This window comes from Candidatus Levibacter sp. Uisw_134_01 (assembly GCF_047717795.1).
Lineage (GTDB): Bacteria > Pseudomonadota > Alphaproteobacteria > Puniceispirillales > Marisalimonadaceae > Marisalimonas.
Genome location: NZ_CP159808.1, coordinates 1223653 through 1243527, shown reverse-complemented (window position 1 = coordinate 1243527; position 19875 = coordinate 1223653). Strand labels below are relative to the sequence as shown.

Below are 19875 nucleotides of genomic sequence, written 5' to 3'. Positions count from 1 at the left end.
AATGGAAATATATAAAATAAATAAGTAATAATAAATAAAACTACAAAAAAAAAATATTTATATAATTTTGAAATCATTTATTGATAGACTTTTAATTTAGCAAATGCTGACAGTGCTTCTTGTCTTGAAGTTTTTAAATCAACTATTGGTTTTGGATAGTTTTTACCTAATTCAACATTTGCTTTATCAAGTATTTCTTGTGAAGCTTCCCAGGGATTAAACAAAAATTTATTAGGGAGTTTAGATAGTTCTGGTACGTATTTTCTAACATATTCTCCATCAATATCAAATTTTAAACCTTGAGTAATAGGGTTAAAAATTCTAAAATATGGTGCTGCGTCAGCTCCACATCCTGCAATCCATTGCCAACTAGCACTATTACTTGCCAAATCAGCATCTACTAAACAATTCCAAAACCATTTTTCTCCTTCATGCCAATGTAATAAAAGATTTTTCACCAAGAATGATCCAACTATCATTCTTAATCTATTATGCATGTACCCTGTTGACCATAACTCTCTCATGCCAGCATCTACTATTGGATAACCTGTTTGACCCATTTTCCATGATTTAAGTTTTGATTTGTTATTGTCCCATTTAAATCTATCAAATTTAGTTTGTAAGTTTTTCTTTGGTAATTCTGGAAAATAAAATAATAAAGAGTTAGAAAACTCTCTCCAACCCATTTCAGATAAAAATGTATCTGTATCTTGCTGATGCCTTAATCCAATATCACTCAAATCTTTAATTTTGTACCATACTGTATTTGGTGAAATTTCTCCCCAATGTAAGTGAGGAGATAATCGAGACACATTTTTCTTAGTAGGGAAATTCCTACCTTCTTTGTAACCATCTAATTCAGCTTCTATAAAGTTATCTAACCTTAAAAGAGCTGCTTCTTCACCAACATTCCAAGAATTTGTTATCTTATCTTTCCAATTATGACTTGGTAATAAATCAAGGTCATCGATCGTTAAACTTTTAAAATATTTAATAGGAAAATAATTTATTTTAGTAGGGGCCTTTTTAGGCCTTCTTGGTTCTTTGGCATTGAGACATCCTCTTCGATAGAAGGGAGTGAATACACGATAAGGAGTACCATCACTTTTTAATACGTCCCATGGTTCCCAAAGCAAAGAACCGTTTAAGGACACAACTTCAATATTTTCTTTATTAAAATTTTCTTTTATTTTCTTATCTCTTGAAATGGCCCAAGGTTCATATACTCGGTTCCAAAAAACATTTTTAATTTTTTCTAATTTACACATTTCTAATAAAATATTTTCAGGATTTCCTCTTGAAATTAATAAATTATTATTCATTTGTTTGTTAAGTTTTTTTAATGAGTGGTGAAGCCAAATTTTACTTGCCTGTCCCATTTTATGTTCTTTAGAATTTATATCATCCAAAATATATATTGGAATGATAGTCCCGTTTTTTACTGATTCAATTAATGCTGGGTTATCATATAATCTAAGGTCTTGTCTAATCCAGTATATACTAGCTTTGTTTTTCAATGTTTTCTCTTTATTTTTGTCAAAATATTAAACTTAAATTATTTCATTAAGTTAATATGTTTAAATTAAACTAATTTCAACTAATTCAAAAATCATAAAATATAATAGTTGTATTTTAAAAGCCTAAAGTACTACCATTAACTATTAATAAGAGAGATTTTTAATGTCATACGAAAAACCCTACGAAGGATTAAAAGTAATAGACTTTTCGCAAGGTGTTGCTGGACCATATTGCGGAATGCTTTTGGCTCAACATGGAGCAGAGGTTATTAAAATAGAGCCTAAAGATGGAGATTGGGCACGAAACCTTGGGCAAGAATATGGTCAGCATTCAGCATTTTCAGTAACAGCTAATCTAGGAAAGAAAAGTTTTGTTATTGATCTGAAAAATAAGAATAGTCAATCTATTTTAGATAAAATCATTAGTAATTGCGATATTTTTATTGAAGGCTTTAGGCCTGGCGTAATAAATCGTTTAGGATATGGATATGAAAGATTAAAAAATATAAATCCTAAATTAATTTATTTATCTATTTCAGGATTTGGCCAGAAAGGTCCTATGAGCCATAAACCAGCAATGGACCCTGTACTTCAAGCATTTACTGGATTTATGTCTGAAAATAAAGGGCCTGATAACGTTCCTCATAGAACTCCTGTCATAATATTTGATATGACTACAGCTTTGTATGCAACCCAGTTAGTAAGTACAGCTTTATATGCAAGACTGACTGAAAAAGTTGGAAAGAAAATTGAAATTAGTTTAATGGAATCTGCTGCAGCAATGCAATCTATAAGGTTAATGAGTTGTTACATGGAAGGACCTTATACTCATGCTTCATCACCCTCAGGCACTTTTAAAACACAAGATGGCTGGATTCAAATAATTGTAGTAAAAAATCATGAATTTGAAAAATTTTGTAATGCAGTTGGTTGGCTTGATTTTATTAATGATGAGAGGTTTTCTAGTAATGCTGAAAGAAGAAAACATGAATCTTTTCTTACTAAAGAAGTACAAAAATTATTTATTAATAAACCAACTAAATATTGGAAAAAGTTACTTAATGAATTTCAAGTTCAAAACGAAAAAGTTCAAAACTATAGAGAGTTTGTTAAAAGCGAACAGGCTCAAGCTCTTAATTTGATCTCTTGGTTAAAGCAACCAACAACGGATGTATTGTGGCCTATACCAAACTTACCAGGAATGAAACCTTTAGATCAAAAAGGCAATTTTAGCGTTGCACCTTATCTAGGTCAACATACTAGAGAAATTATGCTTGAATTAGGTTATGATGATCAAAAAATTTCAAATTTTTATAAAGATAAAATAATTTTTTGAAATATTAAATTATACAGTAATAGTAAATAATAACGGTATAAAAATTAACAAAGCTAATGTTGTTTCAGATTTCAAACTTTCAGTAAATGTGTATTGATTATCACTCATAAATTATTTCCTACATTTAAATTAATTTTATCCTAATTTTTTTTTTTGTAGATTTCAAGTGATTTAAATGTTTATGTTTGTTTTATATTTTTAATAGGTTTTTTTTAAATGACTTTTATCTTTGGTATAATTTTAGCAGCGTTATTTTTCTTTTTCCATAACGAAATTATGAATTTTTTTGTTTCATCTGGTTTAAGAGATAGTTTGGTTTTGTGGCTTCAGAGTCTAAATTAGCAAAAACCTTTTTTATTCAAAAAATATTTCTTTTCTATTTGTATTAGCTACATGATTAATTACTATGTTAATTACTAATTTTGTAATTTTGACCTTTTTGACTGGATATTTCATGGTAAATCACTTTGATTACATTATTGTTGGTGCTGGATCTGCTGGATGTGTTTTAGCTAATAGATTAAGTGCAAATAGTAAAAACTCAGTATGTCTTTTAGAAGCTGGTCCGTCTGATTGGAACCCGTTTATTCATATACCAGCAGGCTTTATGAAAACTCTTACAAACCCGAGTGTAAATTGGCTATTTAAAGCTGAACCAAGTTGGGGAACAGATGGAAGAGTTATTGATATTCCAAGAGGAAAAACATTAGGAGGATCTAGTTCTATTAATGGAATGGTTTTCAACAGAGGTCAAAACATGGACTTTGATGTTTGGGCCCAAAAAGGTAATAAAGGCTGGAGTTATTCAGATTTACTTCCTTATTTTAAGAGATACGAAAATAGACTTGCTGAGCATGATCAAGTTTTCAGAGGATCAGAAGGAGAGCTGCCGATTACCGACTTGGAATATAGAGACCCTTTATGTGAAGCATTTATAAAAGGTGCTGTGGAGGAAGGAATTCCTCGTAATAAAGATTATAATGGTCAATTTCAAGAGGGTGTCTCATATGTACAAAGAACAACTCAAGGTAGGTTTAGAGTTAGTGCAGCAAAAGCTTTTTTAAACCCAATTAAATCTAGAAAGAATTTAACAATAATTACTAACGCATTCGTTTCCAAGGTAATTATTGAAAACAAAACAGCAACTGGTGTTGAATTTTTGAAAGGTGGAATAAGAGGAAAGAAGATCATTTTAAAGGCTAATAAAGAAGTAATCCTTTCTTCAGGAGTAATTAAATCACCTCATTTACTTCAATTGTCTGGAATCGGTCCAGGTAAATATTTAAAAGATGTAGGAATTGATGTAATTCACGATTTAAAAGGTGTTGGAATGAACTTAAGAGATCATTTTGCTCCAAGATTAACTGCAAGAGCTAAAAATGTTGAAACAATTAATGAAAAATCAAGAGGACTAAAACTTTTAAAAGAAATTGGTAAATATGTATTGGGAAAACAATCAATTGTTAATTTAAGCCCTACTTTAGTTTATTGTTTCTGGCACTCTGACGAGTCTATTAAAAACCATGATTTACAAATGACATTCACTCCAGCCTCTTATAAAGAAGGTGTTCAATCAACTCTAGACACTGAACCAGGTTTTACGGTTGCTGCTTGGCAACAAAGGCCTGAATCTCTTGGCTGGGTAAATGCTAAAAGTAATAGTCCTTTCGATGCGCCCCTAATTCAACCAAATTATTTAGACGCTGAAGAAGATAAAAGAGTTGTTGTTGCAGGTTTGAGGCTTTCAAGAAGATTAATGCATTCTCAAGCTTTATCTAAATACTTTGATTATGAAGTTTATCCTGGAGTTAATATGCAATCTGATGATGAACTACTCCAGGTTGCTAGAGAAAGAGGAACTACTACCTATCATCAAATGGGAACATGCAGGATGGGTCCAAAATCAGATCCTACAGCAGTTGTTGATAATAACCTTAAAGTTTATGGATTACAAAATTTAAGAATTATTGACGCCTCAATAATGCCAACCATGTTATCTGCAAATTTACATTCAGGTGCAACATTGATTGGTGAGAAAGGTTCAGATCTAGTACTTGGAAAAGAACCTTTGGAAACAATTAATTTAAACTATTAATTTATTACTTAAACTAATATTGAAGGATACTCAATTGTCAAAATCAAATAACTATATGCCACCAAAAAAATGGACTTGGGATAAAGAAAATGGTGGTAAATTTGCAAATATAAATAGACCAATTTCAGGCTATACAAGTGAAAAAGACCTTCCTCTTGGAAAACACCCTTTCCAACTCTATTCTCAAGGTACTCCCAATGGTGTTAAAATAACTATAATGCTTGAGGAGTTGCTTAGTTTAGGAATTACAGAAGCAGAATATGACGCTTGGCTCATTAGAATTGGAAATGGTGATCAATTTACATCTGGATTTGTTGAAATAAACCCTAATTCAAAAATTCCTAGCTTAATAGACAACTCTATTGAAAAACCAATAAGAGTTTTTGAGTCAGGTTCAATTTTGCTATATTTGGCAGATAAATTTAATCAATTTATACCAAAACAATTTGAAAAAAGAACTGAATGCTTAAATTGGTTATTTTGGCAAATGGCAAGTGCGCCATACCTTGGAGGTGGTTTTGGACATTTTTATGCTTATGCCCCTGAAAAATTTGAATACCCTATTGATAGATTTTCTATGGAAGTTAAGAGACAATTAGATGTTTTAGATAAACAATTATTAAATAATAACTATATCTGTTGTAATGAATATACAATTGCAGATATAGCTATATGGCCTTGGTACGGAGCGTTAGTTTTAGGTAGGTTATATGGTGCTGGAGAGTTCTTGGACGTAAAGTCTTATAAAAATGTTGTTAGATGGGCTCTGATGATCGATAGCCGAGAAGCAGTTAAACGTGGACGAATAGTTAATAGAATTAATGGTGAGTTGGATAGTCAACTTCATGAAAGACATGATGCTAAGGATTTTATTTCTAAAACGCAGGACAAAATTCAGTAATAATTAATCATAAATATAATCGATTATGTGTGGGACTTATTGTTATTTGATTGACGCAAACGTGTTTTTCCCTTTGTGCTACAAAAGCAACTGTTTCACTTATGTCTTCAACTTGAAGCATAAGATCCTTTTCTACTTGAGAAAGAGGTACAGGTCTTTGGTCTAGTAATGGTGTCGAGGCTTCCCCTGGACATATTGAACAAGCTCTTATGCCAACATTACAATATTTCATATTAATTGTTTCTGTCATTGCATTAATAGCGTGTTTTGAAGCAATATACGACGTGCCAGATAAATAACTAATATGATTTCCAGCCCATGAAGAAATATTTATTATTAATCCGTCATTTTGTTTTTTCATTAACTTTAGCGCAGATTTACAACAATAAAACATTCCATTTATATTAACTTTGAAAACTTGATCCCAATCGTTTTGTTCTATATCATCCCAATCTCTATTTTGTATATTCATTCCAGCAGCATTTACTACAATATCTAATTGGCCATAATCATTTTCAATTTCTTTAACAACAGTTTTGACATGATTAATTTTTGTTATGTCTAAAGGTTTTATTGAAGAGTAATAAGTACATTTTTGGGAAATTTTTTTGAGAGATTTTTCGTTAACATCTGATAAAATAACTTTGCTGTGTAGCCTAGATAAAGTTAATGCAATATGCTGACCCATGCCTCCACCTGCGCCCGTAATCCATACCACTTTATCCTTTAAATTTCTTTGCATTTAATACTTTTTATCTTTTGTTATTTGAATTTATAATTCCTCGATACCTAAGTCTGCTATATATCTTCTGTGCCAAGTTGGGCTAATAGTTAATTCGTTAATACAAACATGTTTCGGCATTTGACAAATAAAAGCTATTGTTTCTCCTAAATCATCTGGTTGAAGCATTTTATCTTTTTGTTCTTTAGATAATTTTTTTGGTCTTTTATCTAAAATGGCTGTTGATACTTCTCCAGGGCATAACGCACAGGCTCTAATACCTAAATTACAATATTTCATGTTGATAGTTTCGGTCATTGCATTTAATGCATGTTTTGAAGAAGTATAAGAAACACCAGAGAGAAGGCTGACATGATTTCCTGACCAAGAAGAAATATTTATTATTAATCCATCTTGTCTTTCTTTCATCATTGGTATTGCAGATTTACAACAATAAAACAATCCATTTATATTGGTCTGAAAAACATCGTCCCATTCATTTTCATTAATATTGTCCCAATCTCTATTTTCTATATTTATACCAGCACAGTTGATCAATATATCTATATGCATAAATTCCATTTTGATTTCGTGAGCTACACTTTTAACTTGATTTTTATCTGCAATATCTAACTTTTTGATAATTGGACTGTTTTCACATTTGAGAGCTGTTTCCTGCAGGTTTTTGACATTTCTTCCAGATAAAATTACCTTCATACCAAGTTTAGATAATGTTACAGCAGCGTTTTGACCTATGCCTGACCCTGCTCCAGTAATCCACACTACTTTATCATCTAAGTTTCTTTTCATAAGTATATCTTTCTCATTAAACTAATTTTTTACTTTATTGAGCGGTTAACCCGCCATCAACCACTAAACTAGATCCTGTCATAAAACTAGATTCATCCGAAGACAAAAATAAAATAGTCTTAGCTACTTCGTCCGCACTTCCTAATCTGCCCAGAGGTGTTTGTGAAATTCCTACTGAATTTGATTCATCTTTAGTCATGTTTGGGTTTTGAATTAATCTTGAATTAGATACTTTAGCACCCATATCTGTTTGGATAATACCTGGATGAACTTGATTTATTCTAATGGGATATTTTTTCTTTCCATAGTAGATAGCCATAGACTTAGTAAAAGTTGTTATGCCTCCTTTTGTCATTGAATATAGAGGATCTAATTGGGAGCCGACTAATCCTGCAACTGAGCTCAAATTTACGATTGTACTTCCATACTTAAGATTTTTGCCAGCATCACTTAAAAAAGGAGTTAAATATTTAGTGCCTAAAAATACCCCAGTTAAGTTGATAGATATCAACTGATGATATTCATCCAGTGTTACATCATGGATTTCTTTACCTAACCAAATTCCAGCATTATTAATCAAAATATCTACTAAAACATTTTTTTCTTTAAGAAATTTAATAAAAGTAAGCCATTCATGTTCATTTGCAACGTTCATTTTATAAAATGAAGCTTGATGGCCATTACTTAAAATTTCATCTACTAGATTTTGTCCATTAGTTTCGTCAACATCTAGTATCAAGACTGAAGCTCCAGCATTTGACAAAGATAAACTTACAGATTTTCCTATGCCTTTAGATCCACCTGTTATTATCGCTGTTTTATCTTCAAGTTTTTTCATGAATTTTATCTTTCGCTTTAGAAAAGAGAGGGGCAATTTTATAATATAAGCCAATAAAACAACTCTAAAAAATATTAATTTTTTTTTCAATTAATTTTACATATTTATATCTTTAGTTATTCTAGGAAAGATTATAAAATAAAGGTAGAAAATATATTATGAACCAAACTATTTTCGAAGTCTTCACTGATTATGTGTGTCCATGGTGTTATTTAGGAGATGCTAGAGTAAAAAAAATAAAAAAGAACTTTGATGTAAATGTAAAATTAGTTCATTTCCCTTTACATCCTGAAACACCAAAAGAGGGTAGAACATTACTTGAACTTTTTAGAACAAGTTCAGACGATATTAAAGAAAAAAATATTAGAATGAAAGGTTTGATGAATGAAGAAAACCTTCCATACAATGATAGAACTCATACCTACAATAGTAGATTAGCTCAAGAGATTGGTGCTTGGGCAGAAACAGTTCAAAATAATACTTCAATCCATGATAATTTTTTTGAAGCTTATTTTGTAAACGGTTTAAATGTTGGATTAGAAGAAGTTATACTTGAGGTTGTATCTAAGTCTAATCTTGATGTAGATGAAGCTAAATTAGTACTAAAAAACAGAACATTTAAAAGCAATATTGATGAAGATTGGGAAAAATCTAGAAAGTATGGTGTTACTGGTGTGCCAACTTTTGTTTATTCAGGACAAAGTTTAGTTGGTGCACAGCCATATGAAAATTTAGAACAGTTCTTAAATCATTTTGGTGTTCCCAAAATCTAATATGTTTATAATTTATATATATTTTAAAAATGGTACTTATACACAAAATGTATGTTAAAAATATTTTGTTTATTCATCACTCTCCCAGCGATAATACAAAAAAATTATCAAAACATCTTCAATCAAAAATTAAAAAATTAAACCCTAATACTAATTTAATAGTATCAAAAGTAATTGAAACTAATGTTTACTCTTTTAACTCAATTGACGGTGTGATAATAGGTACAACTGAAAACTTTGGATATATGTCAGGATTAACAAAAGATTTTTTTGATAGGACATACGAAGGTCTTCAAAATAAAATGGCTGGTCTACCTATATTTTATTACATTAGAGCAGGATTAGATGGAAATGGATGCAAAGTTGGAATAGACAAAATTTTGACTGGATTGAAATGGAGACAAGTTTTGCCGCCATTAATTCTCAAAGGTAAATGGGATAACGATTTTATTGTAAGACTTGAAGAAAAATCTCTTACATTTGTTAACGGCATAGAAATGGGAATTTATTAGTCTTCATTGGGAAATTTAGGTATATTTCTCAAGCTGTTTAGTAATGATTTTTGGAAATTTAACAACGCCTGACTAGTTTCTGATTCAGAATTCTCTAATCCGTCTAAAAAACTATTTACATCTTTTTCTAAGATACCAATTGTGTTTTCTTTTGTATAACTTTCCTTTGCCCAATCAATATTTTTAATATTCTCACTAAACCACGTTTTTCCTGAAGAGCAATTTAATATTTCTAATAATTGCTCACTTGAAATGTTTAAATATTTAGCTTCAGACAAAACATGTCTTACAGCAACTACTGAGCAGGAGGCCACAAAATTATTAAGCACTTTAACTGACATTCCTGAACCAAATTTGCCTATATGATGAATTTTTTCACCTAAAATATTGAGAATTGGTAATATATTTTCGTATTGATTTTTTTCTGCGCCGACCATAAAGGTCAATGTGGCGTCTTTTGCTTTCATTGGAGCACCAGACATTGGTGCTTCAATCATAGTAATATTTTCTGGAGCATTCTGGAAGAAATGATTCAAGAAGGCTGGAGATAAAGTTGAAGATATAATAAGTGTTTTCGGAGAATTTAACTGAAAAAGGCCATTCTTCCCCTCACATAATTCTTTAGTCTGATTAATGTCTCTTACAACACTAAAAATTACATCTACTTTTTGAAAAAAATCTTTTTTTGAAGATATAAAATTATTTTCTAAACTTGAAAAACTTTCTTTAGAGATAATATCGTAGCCAAATGCATTGATATTATTTTTTAAAAGAACTTCTAACATTGGAAGTCCCATAGTTCCACAACCAGCAATGCCAATAGTTGAATTTAGAATTTTACTCATACCTTAACCTCACACATAAGACTTTGATTACTTGTTTTAGAGTATTTTTTTGAATATATTAAATTAATTTTTTAAAAGGAAAATTTAGTGAATGATATTGATATTAATATTGATGAATTAAAATCATGGATTGGAAATGACGAGATTGTCTTTGATGAAGTTTCTGAAAATCTTGAAAAAAGATTTAGAGCAACTTTAGATATTGATCCAGGTGAACCTCAAATAGGTGAAATAGCTTCGTCAGGCATCCATTGGGCCTTAGCACCTGCAGTAGTCAAATCCTCTCTTCTAGGTAAAGATTCTCATCCCCAAAAGGGAGGTTTTCTTCCCCCAGTAGCACTTCCAAGAAGAATGTGGGCTGGATGTCAAACTACGTTTTTAGATACTTTAAAGATTGGAGATCAAGTTAAAAAAAAATCCTCAGTAATTGATGTTAATTTAAAAAATGGAAAATCTGGTTTACTTTGCTTTGTTAAGGCAAAGTATGAATTTTATGTAGATAAAAAATTAGTTATCGAAGAATTACATGATATTGTCTACAGAGACTTTGACAATAACCAAGCTACTAAAGTTATTAAAAATGATTTACCTTTTTCAAATCCCGATTTTGAAGAAGTAATATTTGCTCATCCTACAATGTTATTTAGATATTCAGCTATAACTTTTAATGGTCATAGAATACATTATGATTATCCATATTCAACTCAAGTAGAAGGATATCAAGATCTAGTTTTTCATGGCCCTTTGCAAGCAACTTTAATGCTAAGAGCGTCTGAGAAATTCAAAAATACCAGAGCGAAAAGTTTTTCTCATAAAGGCATTGCTCCTGTTTTTGCTAATGAGAACTTACATATAAGCGTAGAACAATTAGAAAATGGAAATGTTAATTGCTTTACTAGTACTTCCGCCGCAGGTATGACAATGAAGGCTGAAGCTGTATTTTAAGTTTTTCAAGTCTTAAATTTTATATATGTTTAATATGATACTTAAATTATGGAGAATTAATGTCTAAATTTGATTATGACCTTATTGTTATAGGAGCTGGTTCAGGTGGCACTAGAACCGCTCGTATATCTGCATCTTATGGAGCCAAAACGTTAGTTGTTGAAGCTGATAGAGCTGGTGGCACATGCGTTTTGAGAGGTTGTGTTCCTAAAAAACTTCTTGTTTATGCATCACAATTTTCTGAACAAGTTTCTGATGCAGAAGGTTTTTGTTGGCAAGTGAAAGATTATGAAAGTAATTGGGGCGAGCTTATTAAAAAGAAGAATAAAGAGTTAGATAGATTGCATGAAATTTATGTGAATTTGATAAAAAACTCAGGCTGTGATTTAATTTCCGGGTGGGGTAAGTTTATAAGCCCAAACCTTATTTCAATAACAAAAGATAATAATGAAGTTATTCAAGTTTCATCTAGAAAAATCATGATTGCTGTCGGTGGTGAAGCATCTTTCCCGAGTTTTTCAGGTAACAAACACATGATTGATTCAGATAAAGCTCTTGATTTAAAGGAATTACCAAATTCAATTGTGATTTATGGTTCAGGATATATAGCCGTCGAATTTGCTGGTATATTCAATGGATTTGGAGTTGATACTCATTTAGTTTTTAGAGCTGATAAAGTGTTAAGAGGTTTTGACAATGAAATTAGGGAGTATTTAATGACCTCCATGGCGCAAAAAGGGATTACACTTCATAAAGAAGTTACAATATCTGAAATAGAAAAAGTAAATCTAAATTATAGTGTTAAGCTCTCGAATGGGAAAAATTTGATCGTCGATCAGGTAATGGGTGCCACTGGAAGAATACCAAAAGTTTCAAAATTAGGCCTTAGCGATATTGGAGTAGATATTGGAAGTCGTGGGGAAGTGTTAGTTAATAAATTTAATCAAACCAATATAAAATCAATTTATGCTATAGGTGATGTTACTGATAAAGTGACATTAACACCAGTTGCAATTGCAGAGGGTCATGCATTTGCAGACAGAGAATATGGAGAAAGTGAGAGATTTATTTCTTATGATAACATTCCTAGTGCTGTTTTTAGCCAACCATCTATTTCTGTCGTAGGGTTAACTTTTGAACAAGCTATTAATAATGGCGTAAAAGCTAAAGAATATAAAAGTGAATTTAGAGCTTTGAAAAACACAGTTTCAGGAAATGTCGAAAGAACTTTAATGAAACTAATAGTTGATGAGCGTTCTCAAAAAGTAATTGGAGCTCACATGATAGGTCCAGACTCTGCCGAAATAATTCAAGGTATAGCGATTGCTATTAAAGCGGGTGCTTTAAAATCAGATTTTGATAGTACAATAGGAATTCATCCTTCGGCAGCAGAAGAATTTGTAACAATGAGATCATAATTAACGATTAAATTGAATATTTGAAGATTTATAAGAATTCTGTTAATTCATTTAATTAAAGTATATTATTAAATATATTTAAATTAATAATTTGGTTTTAAAAGGATAATTAATGATTGACTGGCAAATAGATTCATGGAGAAAACTTCCTATAAAACAAGTTCCTGAATATAATGATCAAAATCACATTACACAAGTTGAAAAAGAGCTTTCTATCAGGCCACCTTTAGTTTTTGCTGAAGAAGTAAGGAGACTGCGTAAAAGAATGGCAGATGTAGCCGAGGGTAAAGCCTTTTTATTACAAGGTGGTGATTGTGCTGAATCTTTTGCTGAACATAATGCCAACAATATAAAGGATAGCTTCAAGGTTCTTTTACAAATGGCTGTTGTTTTAACTTTTGGATCTGCTTTGCCAGTTATTAAAATAGGAAGGTTGGCAGGGCAATATTCAAAGCCAAGATCTTCACCTTTGGAAGTTATTGATAATGTGTCTTTGCCTAGTTATAGAGGAGACATGGTAAATGATATGGCTTTCAATGACCAATCACGAGAACCCGATCCTGAACGCTTACTTAAAGTATATGATAAATCTGCATCTACTTTGAATCTACTAAGAGCGTTTGCAAGTGGAGGTATGGCAGATTTAACTAAGTTGCATGAATGGAATTTAGAATTTGTAAGAGGTACAAAAGAGGCTGAAAAATATAAAGAACTTGCAGATAAAATCACATTCTCAATGGAGTTCATGAATGCATGTGGAATGACACCAGAAAATACAGCTCAATTAAGAGAGACAGAGTTTTATACTTCTCATGAGGGTTTACTTCTTAATTACGAAGAGGCTCTTACTAGAAAAGATACTATTACCGAAGAAAAAGGTTGGTTTTCAACATCGGCACACATGTTATGGATTGGTGACAGAACCAGAAATATAGACGAAGCTCATGTTGAGTACATGAGAGGAATAGCTAATCCAATTGGTCTAAAATGTGGGCCTTCTACTGATCCAGATGATTTGTTAAGACTAATTGAGAAGCTTAATCCTTTAAATCAACCTGGAAGACTTACATTAATTGCTAGAATGGGTTCATCTGAAGTATATAGCAAATTGAAACCTTTAATTTCAGCAGTGAAAAAATCTGGATTAATTGTAGGTTGGTGTTGTGATCCAATGCACGGAAATACTGTAAAAGCTTCCAGTGGTTTTAAGACAAGAAAAATGAATGACATCATGACAGAAGTTAAAGGCTTTTTTGATGTTCATAAAGAAATGGATACAATCCCTGGTGGGGTTCATTTTGAAATGACTGGTCAAAACGTAACAGAATGCGTTGGTGGAGTTTATGAAGTAACTGAAACAAATTTAGCTGACAGGTATCATACACATTGTGATCCAAGATTAAATGCTACTCAATCATTAGAGTTAGCATTTCTATTGGCAGATTTGCTATCAGACAATCGAAATATTTCAAGAAAACTAGTATCTACTGCTTGTTAAAAGGTTGATTTAGTGTCTAATAATAAAAACAAATCTAATATTAAAATGTTAAAAAATAACATTTGGCCTATGGGATTAAGGCCCAATCCTAGCCAATTGCCGTCTGTGACAGATACATATTTTTTAAAAACTAAGGATATTGTTTCATCTTATGGTGATACAGAAGTTACTTACGCTATATTTATGAGAAGACCTGTGATTTCAGCTTTAAATCTAGCGATTGATTGGCTTGAAGCGATAGTTAAAGAAAGAAAAAGTAATGTAAATATTAAACGCTGTTTTAAAGAAGGAAGTGATGTAGGTGCTGGAGAACCAATGATTTATATATCGGGTTCTATGTTATTATTAGTAGATTTAGAAACAGCTCTTCTTCAAAAAATTGGTGCAACTTGTGTTGCTGCATACAATGCTCGCTCAATGGTAGAAAGTCTTCGTAAAACATCTTTTCTAGCTATGGATGCCAGGCATTGTGCAGGTGCAGATATGGCTGATTTAATGGCCTATGGTGCTTATGTTGGTTCACAAAGAGTTAAATCTGAAGGAGAAGCAATAGGGTTTATTGGATGTGCAACTGATAAAACTGCCCATTTATTTGAAAATAAAAAAGGTTTAGGTACTATGCCTCATGCCTTAGTTGGTTATGCTGGTTCAACTTTAAAAGCAGCTGAAATGTTTCATGCTACATGGCCAGACCAACCTTTGACTGTTCTAATAGATTATTTTGGTAAAGAGATAACAGATGGATTAATGGTTTGTAGAGCATTTAAAGACTTAGTAGATAAGAAAAGTTTGTCGCTTAGAATAGACACTCATGGTGGACGTCATATTGAAGGTTTGGATGTTGCAGGTTCTTATGCTGTATTAGAAAGAAATGCCCCGGAGTCAATTAGGGGATTTAGAACTGACCAAGAACTAAAATATTTAATTGGAACGGGAGTTTCAGCAGCAGCTATTTGGCATTTGCGTGAAATGTTGGATAATGCTGGTTTTGAAAAAGTTAAAATCATAGCATCTAGTGGATTTGGTCCAGAAAAATGTAAAGTTTTCTCATTAGCTAATGTACCTGTAGATGTGATTGGAACTGGATCTTACTTGCCAAGCAGATGGTCAGAAACATATGCGACTGCAGATATTATTTCTTATGGTGGTAAATCACAGGTGAAGGTTGGAAGAGAATTTTTGCTTAGACGATAAAATCTAATTATCAGGTTAATTAATGAAGAATAATCTTAAAATAGCTCTGGCTCAATTAAATCCTATTGTAGGTGATGTTAAAGGCAACATTATTAAGTTAATTGATATTAGAAATAATCTTAAGGATGAAGTAGATATTATTGTGGTGCCAGAGTTGTATGTTACTGGTTACCCAATAGATGATTTGGTTTTAAGAAATGATTTTTTAGAGCTTGTAGAAAATGAAATTAATATTTTAGCTAAAATCACCAATGACGGTAAGGCTGCTATTATATTAGGTGCGCCCAGAAAAGAAAAAAACTCGATTAGAAATTCAGTTTTTGTTTTAGATGATGGAAAAATTACATCTTTCAGAGATAAACACAATCTTCCTAATTCTGGTGTTTTTGACGAACAAAGAATTTTTTCTCCTGGAGCTTTATCTGGACCAGTTAAAATTAGGAACGTTTTAATTGGGTTACCAATTTGTGAAGATATCTGGACTGAAAATGTAATTGAATGTTTATGTGAAACTGGAGCGGAGATAATTTTATCAATTAATGCGTCTCCTTATTCTCTTAAAAAACACGATCAAAGAATGTCAGTTGCTGTCTCGAGAGTGATAGAATCTAAAATTCCTCTGATATACCTGAATCGAGTTGGCGGTCAAGATGAATTAGTATTTGATGGTGCTTCTTTCTGTTTAAGTCATGAAGGTGAATTAAGTGTTCAACTTAAAGATTTTCAAGAAGATATTTTAGAAATTGATTTAATTAAATTGAATAATAATTGGATTTGTAAGGGGAAAATTAATTCTATATCTTCTAATCTAGAAGCTTTATACAAATCTCTAGTAGTTAGTGTCAGAGATTATGTTAGAAACAACGGTTTTCCTGGTGTTGTTTTAGGTATGTCAGGTGGAATAGATTCAGCATTAGTAGCTGCAATAGCAACAGATGCTCTAGGTCCTCAACGAGTAAGAGCAGTAATGATGCCAAGCCCTTATACTAGTCAAGAAAGTCTTGAAGATGCAAAATTAGCATCATCCAACCTTGGTGTTGATTATTCTTACTTAGACATTAAAAATGGTATGGACGTGATTGATAATATTTTATTAGGTTTTGAAGGTGATAAAGTAGAACCTGGAATAACTGAAGAAAATATTCAATCTAGGCTAAGGGGGCTACTCTTAATGGCTATTTCAAATAAATATGGATCTATGGTTTTGGCTACTGGTAATAAATCAGAGTATGCTGTTGGTTATGCTACTTTATATGGAGACATGTGTGGAGGATTTGCTGTAATCAAAGATGTTTGGAAGACTGATGTTTTTCGACTTTGTGAATGGAGAAATTCAAATAAACCATCCGAATTTTTAGGACCTAACGGTACTGTAATTCCAGAAAGAATAATTTCTAAACCACCTAGTGCAGAGCTTAGAGAAGATCAAAAAGATACGGACAGTTTACCTGAATATGACATATTAGATACTATTTTAAGAAAATTAGTAGAAGATAATTTATCACTAGAAAAGATAGTTAAAGAAGGCTTTGACGTTAAAGATGTAAAAAAAATAACTATGCTTTTATCAAAATCAGAATATAAAAGATTTCAATCAGCACCAGGTCCAAAGGTAACAGAAAAGGCTTTTGGACGAGACAGAAGATATCCACTAACTAGTGGTTTTAGAAATTGGAATTAAATTAATTCATTCTCAATTAACGTTGTATTTATTTTAAATATAAGGAATTAGTAATGATTAAAGTTCGTTTTGCACCAAGTCCAACTGGATATTTACATATCGGAAACTTTAGGACTGCTTTGGTAAACTTTCTTTTTGCTCGAAATGTAAATGGTCACTTTATGCTTAGAATAGATGATACTGATGAAGAAAGATCATCATTAGAGTATGAAGAAGCTATTAAAGAAGATTTAAGTTGGATGAGCATGAATTGGGATAGTTTAGAAAGGCAATCATCTAGGCTATCAAATTATGATGATGCTTTAGAAACTTTACTTGATAAAAAAAGAGCGTATCCTTGTTTTGAAACCGCTGAAGAATTATCCTTAAAAAGAAAAGGACAATTGTCGTCAGGAAAACCACCTGTTTATGATAGATCAGCACTGAAATTATCAGATTCAGATATAGCTGATTTGAAATCAAAAGGAAAAAAAGCTCATTATAGATTTTTATTAAATCATACCGATGTTAATTGGGATGATCTAGTAAAAGGTCCAAGTAAATATAATATGTCAAATCTATCAGATCCAGTCATTTTAAGAGAAGATGGAAGAGTGATTTATACATTAGCTTCTGTGGTTGATGATATTGATTTTAAGGTAACAGATATATTAAGAGGTGAAGATCATATGACTAACTCAGCAGCGCAAATACAGTTATTTGAAGCTCTTGGTTCCTCAGCTCCAAGGCTAGGACATTTATCTTTACTTACTGATATCTCAGGGTCAGGGCTGTCCAAACGTTTAGGCAGTTTGTCTCTTAGAGACTTGAGACAAGAAGGGTTTGAACCTATGGCAATATCATCTTTATTATCAAAAGTAGGGACGTCTGACCCAATAGATATTTATAAAGATATTAAAAAAATAATTAAAGAATTTGATATTAAAAAATTTGGAAAATCTAAACCTAAATTTGATAAAAATGAATTATCTAATTTAAATTCAAAGTTTTTTCAACTAATGGATTATGAAGATGTTATTAATAAATTAAAAATAATGAAATTAGATATGACAAAAGAATTTTGGTATTTAATTAGAGGGAATATTAAAATTTTAGAAGATGTTAAAGTTTGGATAAACGTTTGCTTTGGTAATATTTATACAAAAAATATTGATGCTGAATTTATAAGTCTTGCACTAAAACTTTTACCTCAAGATCAATTTAATGAAAACACATGGTTAACTTGGACTAACTTATTAAAAGTAGAAAGCGGCAAAAAAGGAAAAGATCTTTATAAACCTTTAAGACTATGTTTGACAGGTCAAGATAATGGTCCAGAAATGGCAAGCTTAATATCAATAATGGGTAGAGATAAAGTTATTGAGAGGTTAAGTTTTGATACTTAAAATATAGAAGCAAACAATGAATAATATTAATTTATACAACACCCTTGAACGAAAACTAATGGTTTTTAATCCTATTGATAGTAGTAATGTTAGAATGTATGCTTGTGGTCCGACTGTTTATGATTATATTCATATTGGTAACGCTAGACCATTAGTGGTTTTTGACGTTCTTGTAAGGATTCTTAGAACTCTTTATCCTAAGGTTACCTACGTTAGAAATATTACAGATATAGATGATAAAATAAATAATCGTGCATTAGAAAAAAGTATTTCTATATCTGATTTAACGAAAGAAACAATTAAGAATTTTCATATAGATTGTAAATCTTTAGGAAATTTAAAACCTGATGTAGAACCTAAGGCTACTGATCACATAGACGAAATTATAGATATGATTAAAAAACTTATATCTAGTGGTTTTGCTTACATTTCTTCTGGTCATGTTCTTTTTTCAGTTGTTAAATACAAAAAATATGGAGTTCTGTCAGGAAGATCATTAGATGATATGATATCCGGATCTAGAGTAGAGGTGGCTGGCTATAAGCAAAACCCTGGAGACTTTGTGTTGTGGAAGCCATCTCTAGAAAGCTTGCCTGGATGGGACAGTCCATGGGGGAGAGGACGTCCCGGATGGCATATTGAATGCTCTGCAATGAGTAAAAAATATTTAGGAAATCAATTCGATATACATGCTGGAGGTTTAGATTTAATATTTCCACATCATGAAAATGAAATAGCTCAATCATGTTGTGCTAATAATTCTGATGTAATGGCTAATTTTTGGCTACATAATGGGTATGTTACATCAGATGGCGAAAAAATGTCTAAATCTCTTGGTAATTTTACTACAATAAATAAATTACTTTTAGATTTTGATGGGGAATCGATAAGATACGCTCTTTTACAGGGACATTATAGAGCGCCTTTAAGCTTTAGTGGTAAAACTCTGACAGAAGCTAAAAAATCTTTATCAAGATTATATAGATCAGTTGATGGTTTTGAAATTAATGGAGATCCTGATCAAGAAATAATGGAATATCTTTATCAAGATTTAAATACACCAAAAGCACTTGCTAGAGCTCATTATCTTGCAGAACAAGCTAATAAAGGTAGTAAAGAATGTGGGCAACAATTAAAAAACTCATCAAAAGTTTTAGGTATATTATCACTCTCAACAAATATATGGTTTAAGTATGGAAAAGATGTTGAAGACAATAATCAAAACTTAGATGTTAATATTTCAGACGGAGAAATAAATAAATTAATTCTTAAAAGAAAAAAAGCAAAAGATAACAGAGACTTTCATGAAGCAGATCTAATAAGAGAAAAATTATTAGAATTAAACATCATACTTGAAGATAAACCAGGCATTACCACTTGGAGGAAGAGTTAGCTGGTATGAGCTC

Annotated in this window: 17 protein-coding genes; 12 read left to right on the top strand and 5 right to left on the bottom strand. The window is 31.4% G+C overall.

Annotated features, from left to right (window positions below; all coding sequences use genetic code 11):
- Positions 1–77: 77 nt before the first annotated feature.
- Complete coding sequence (locus tag ABXT66_RS06400; RefSeq protein ID WP_443642656.1) at positions 78–1517, bottom strand: cryptochrome/photolyase family protein; 1440 nt, start codon at positions 1515–1517, stop codon at positions 78–80.
- 163 nt (positions 1518–1680) lie between these two features.
- Between ABXT66_RS06400 and ABXT66_RS06395 the strand changes: the two genes are divergently transcribed.
- From ABXT66_RS06395 to yghU, 3 genes are all read left to right on the top strand, one after another.
- The gene (locus ABXT66_RS06395) at positions 1681–2853 is read left to right on the top strand and encodes a CaiB/BaiF CoA transferase family protein (protein ID WP_443642655.1); all 1173 of its coding nucleotides are present in this window, start codon (positions 1681–1683) and stop codon (positions 2851–2853) included.
- 454 nt (positions 2854–3307) lie between these two features.
- Positions 3308–4948 (top strand): GMC family oxidoreductase, encoded by a 1641-nt coding sequence (locus ABXT66_RS06390; RefSeq protein WP_443642654.1) that lies wholly within the window; start codon positions 3308–3310, stop codon positions 4946–4948.
- A gap of 34 nt (positions 4949–4982) precedes the next feature.
- Positions 4983–5849, top strand: coding sequence for a glutathione-dependent disulfide-bond oxidoreductase (gene yghU / locus ABXT66_RS06385; protein ID WP_443642653.1), 867 nt, complete (start codon positions 4983–4985; stop codon positions 5847–5849).
- A gap of 7 nt (positions 5850–5856) precedes the next feature.
- On the opposite strand, the gene ABXT66_RS06380 is transcribed toward yghU, so the two are convergent.
- The 3 genes from ABXT66_RS06380 to ABXT66_RS06370 are packed head-to-tail and all read right to left on the bottom strand — an operon-like array spanning position 5857 to position 8218.
- Entirely contained in the window at positions 5857–6591 is a 735-nt protein-coding gene (locus ABXT66_RS06380) for an SDR family oxidoreductase (protein ID WP_443642652.1), read from the bottom strand.
- A gap of 30 nt (positions 6592–6621) precedes the next feature.
- The gene (locus tag ABXT66_RS06375; RefSeq protein WP_443642651.1) at positions 6622–7380 is read right to left on the bottom strand and encodes an SDR family oxidoreductase; all 759 of its coding nucleotides are present in this window, start codon (positions 7378–7380) and stop codon (positions 6622–6624) included.
- A gap of 34 nt (positions 7381–7414) precedes the next feature.
- On the bottom strand, positions 7415–8218 hold the full coding sequence (locus ABXT66_RS06370; protein ID WP_443642650.1) for an SDR family NAD(P)-dependent oxidoreductase: 804 nt from the start codon (positions 8216–8218) through the stop codon (positions 7415–7417).
- Between the two features lie 155 nt (positions 8219–8373).
- Here ABXT66_RS06370 and ABXT66_RS06365 point away from each other — a divergent pair, with 155 nt between their 5' ends.
- Both ABXT66_RS06365 and ABXT66_RS06360 read left to right on the top strand, forming a co-directional pair.
- Positions 8374–8991 (top strand): DsbA family oxidoreductase, encoded by a 618-nt coding sequence (locus ABXT66_RS06365; protein ID WP_443644727.1) that lies wholly within the window; start codon positions 8374–8376, stop codon positions 8989–8991.
- 47 nt (positions 8992–9038) lie between these two features.
- Positions 9039–9503 carry a hypothetical protein gene (locus ABXT66_RS06360; RefSeq protein ID WP_443642649.1) on the top strand — a complete coding sequence of 155 codons (465 nt, stop codon included), beginning with the start codon at positions 9039–9041 and terminating at the stop codon, positions 9501–9503.
- Here the strand turns inward: ABXT66_RS06360 and ABXT66_RS06355 are convergent.
- Positions 9500–10348 carry an NAD(P)-dependent oxidoreductase gene (locus ABXT66_RS06355; RefSeq protein WP_443642648.1) on the bottom strand — a complete coding sequence of 283 codons (849 nt, stop codon included), beginning with the start codon at positions 10346–10348 and terminating at the stop codon, positions 9500–9502. The genes ABXT66_RS06360 and ABXT66_RS06355 overlap by 4 nt on opposite strands.
- Positions 10349–10435: 87 nt before the next feature.
- On the opposite strand from ABXT66_RS06355, the gene ABXT66_RS06350 reads away from it, so the two are divergent.
- From ABXT66_RS06350 to cysS, 7 genes are all read left to right on the top strand, one after another.
- Positions 10436–11293 carry an FAS1-like dehydratase domain-containing protein gene (locus tag ABXT66_RS06350; protein ID WP_443642647.1) on the top strand — a complete coding sequence of 286 codons (858 nt, stop codon included), beginning with the start codon at positions 10436–10438 and terminating at the stop codon, positions 11291–11293.
- Between the two features lie 59 nt (positions 11294–11352).
- The gene (gene gorA, locus ABXT66_RS06345; protein ID WP_443642646.1) at positions 11353–12711 is read left to right on the top strand and encodes a glutathione-disulfide reductase; all 1359 of its coding nucleotides are present in this window, start codon (positions 11353–11355) and stop codon (positions 12709–12711) included.
- A 112-nt stretch (positions 12712–12823) separates the two neighbouring features.
- The gene (locus tag ABXT66_RS06340; protein WP_443642645.1) at positions 12824–14209 is read left to right on the top strand and encodes a class II 3-deoxy-7-phosphoheptulonate synthase; all 1386 of its coding nucleotides are present in this window, start codon (positions 12824–12826) and stop codon (positions 14207–14209) included.
- Positions 14210–14254: 45 nt separating this feature from the next.
- Entirely contained in the window at positions 14255–15403 is a 1149-nt protein-coding gene (locus ABXT66_RS06335; RefSeq protein ID WP_443644726.1) for a nicotinate phosphoribosyltransferase, read from the top strand.
- A gap of 22 nt (positions 15404–15425) precedes the next feature.
- A complete protein-coding gene (locus ABXT66_RS06330; RefSeq protein WP_443642644.1) occupies positions 15426–17084 on the top strand; it encodes an NAD+ synthase in 1659 nt (552 codons plus the stop codon).
- A gap of 53 nt (positions 17085–17137) precedes the next feature.
- Positions 17138–18469 carry a glutamate--tRNA ligase gene (gltX, locus tag ABXT66_RS06325; protein ID WP_443642643.1) on the top strand — a complete coding sequence of 444 codons (1332 nt, stop codon included), beginning with the start codon at positions 17138–17140 and terminating at the stop codon, positions 18467–18469.
- 16 nt (positions 18470–18485) lie between these two features.
- Positions 18486–19862, top strand: coding sequence for a cysteine--tRNA ligase (gene cysS / locus ABXT66_RS06320; protein WP_443642642.1), 1377 nt, complete (start codon positions 18486–18488; stop codon positions 19860–19862).
- Positions 19863–19875 lie beyond the last annotated feature (13 nt).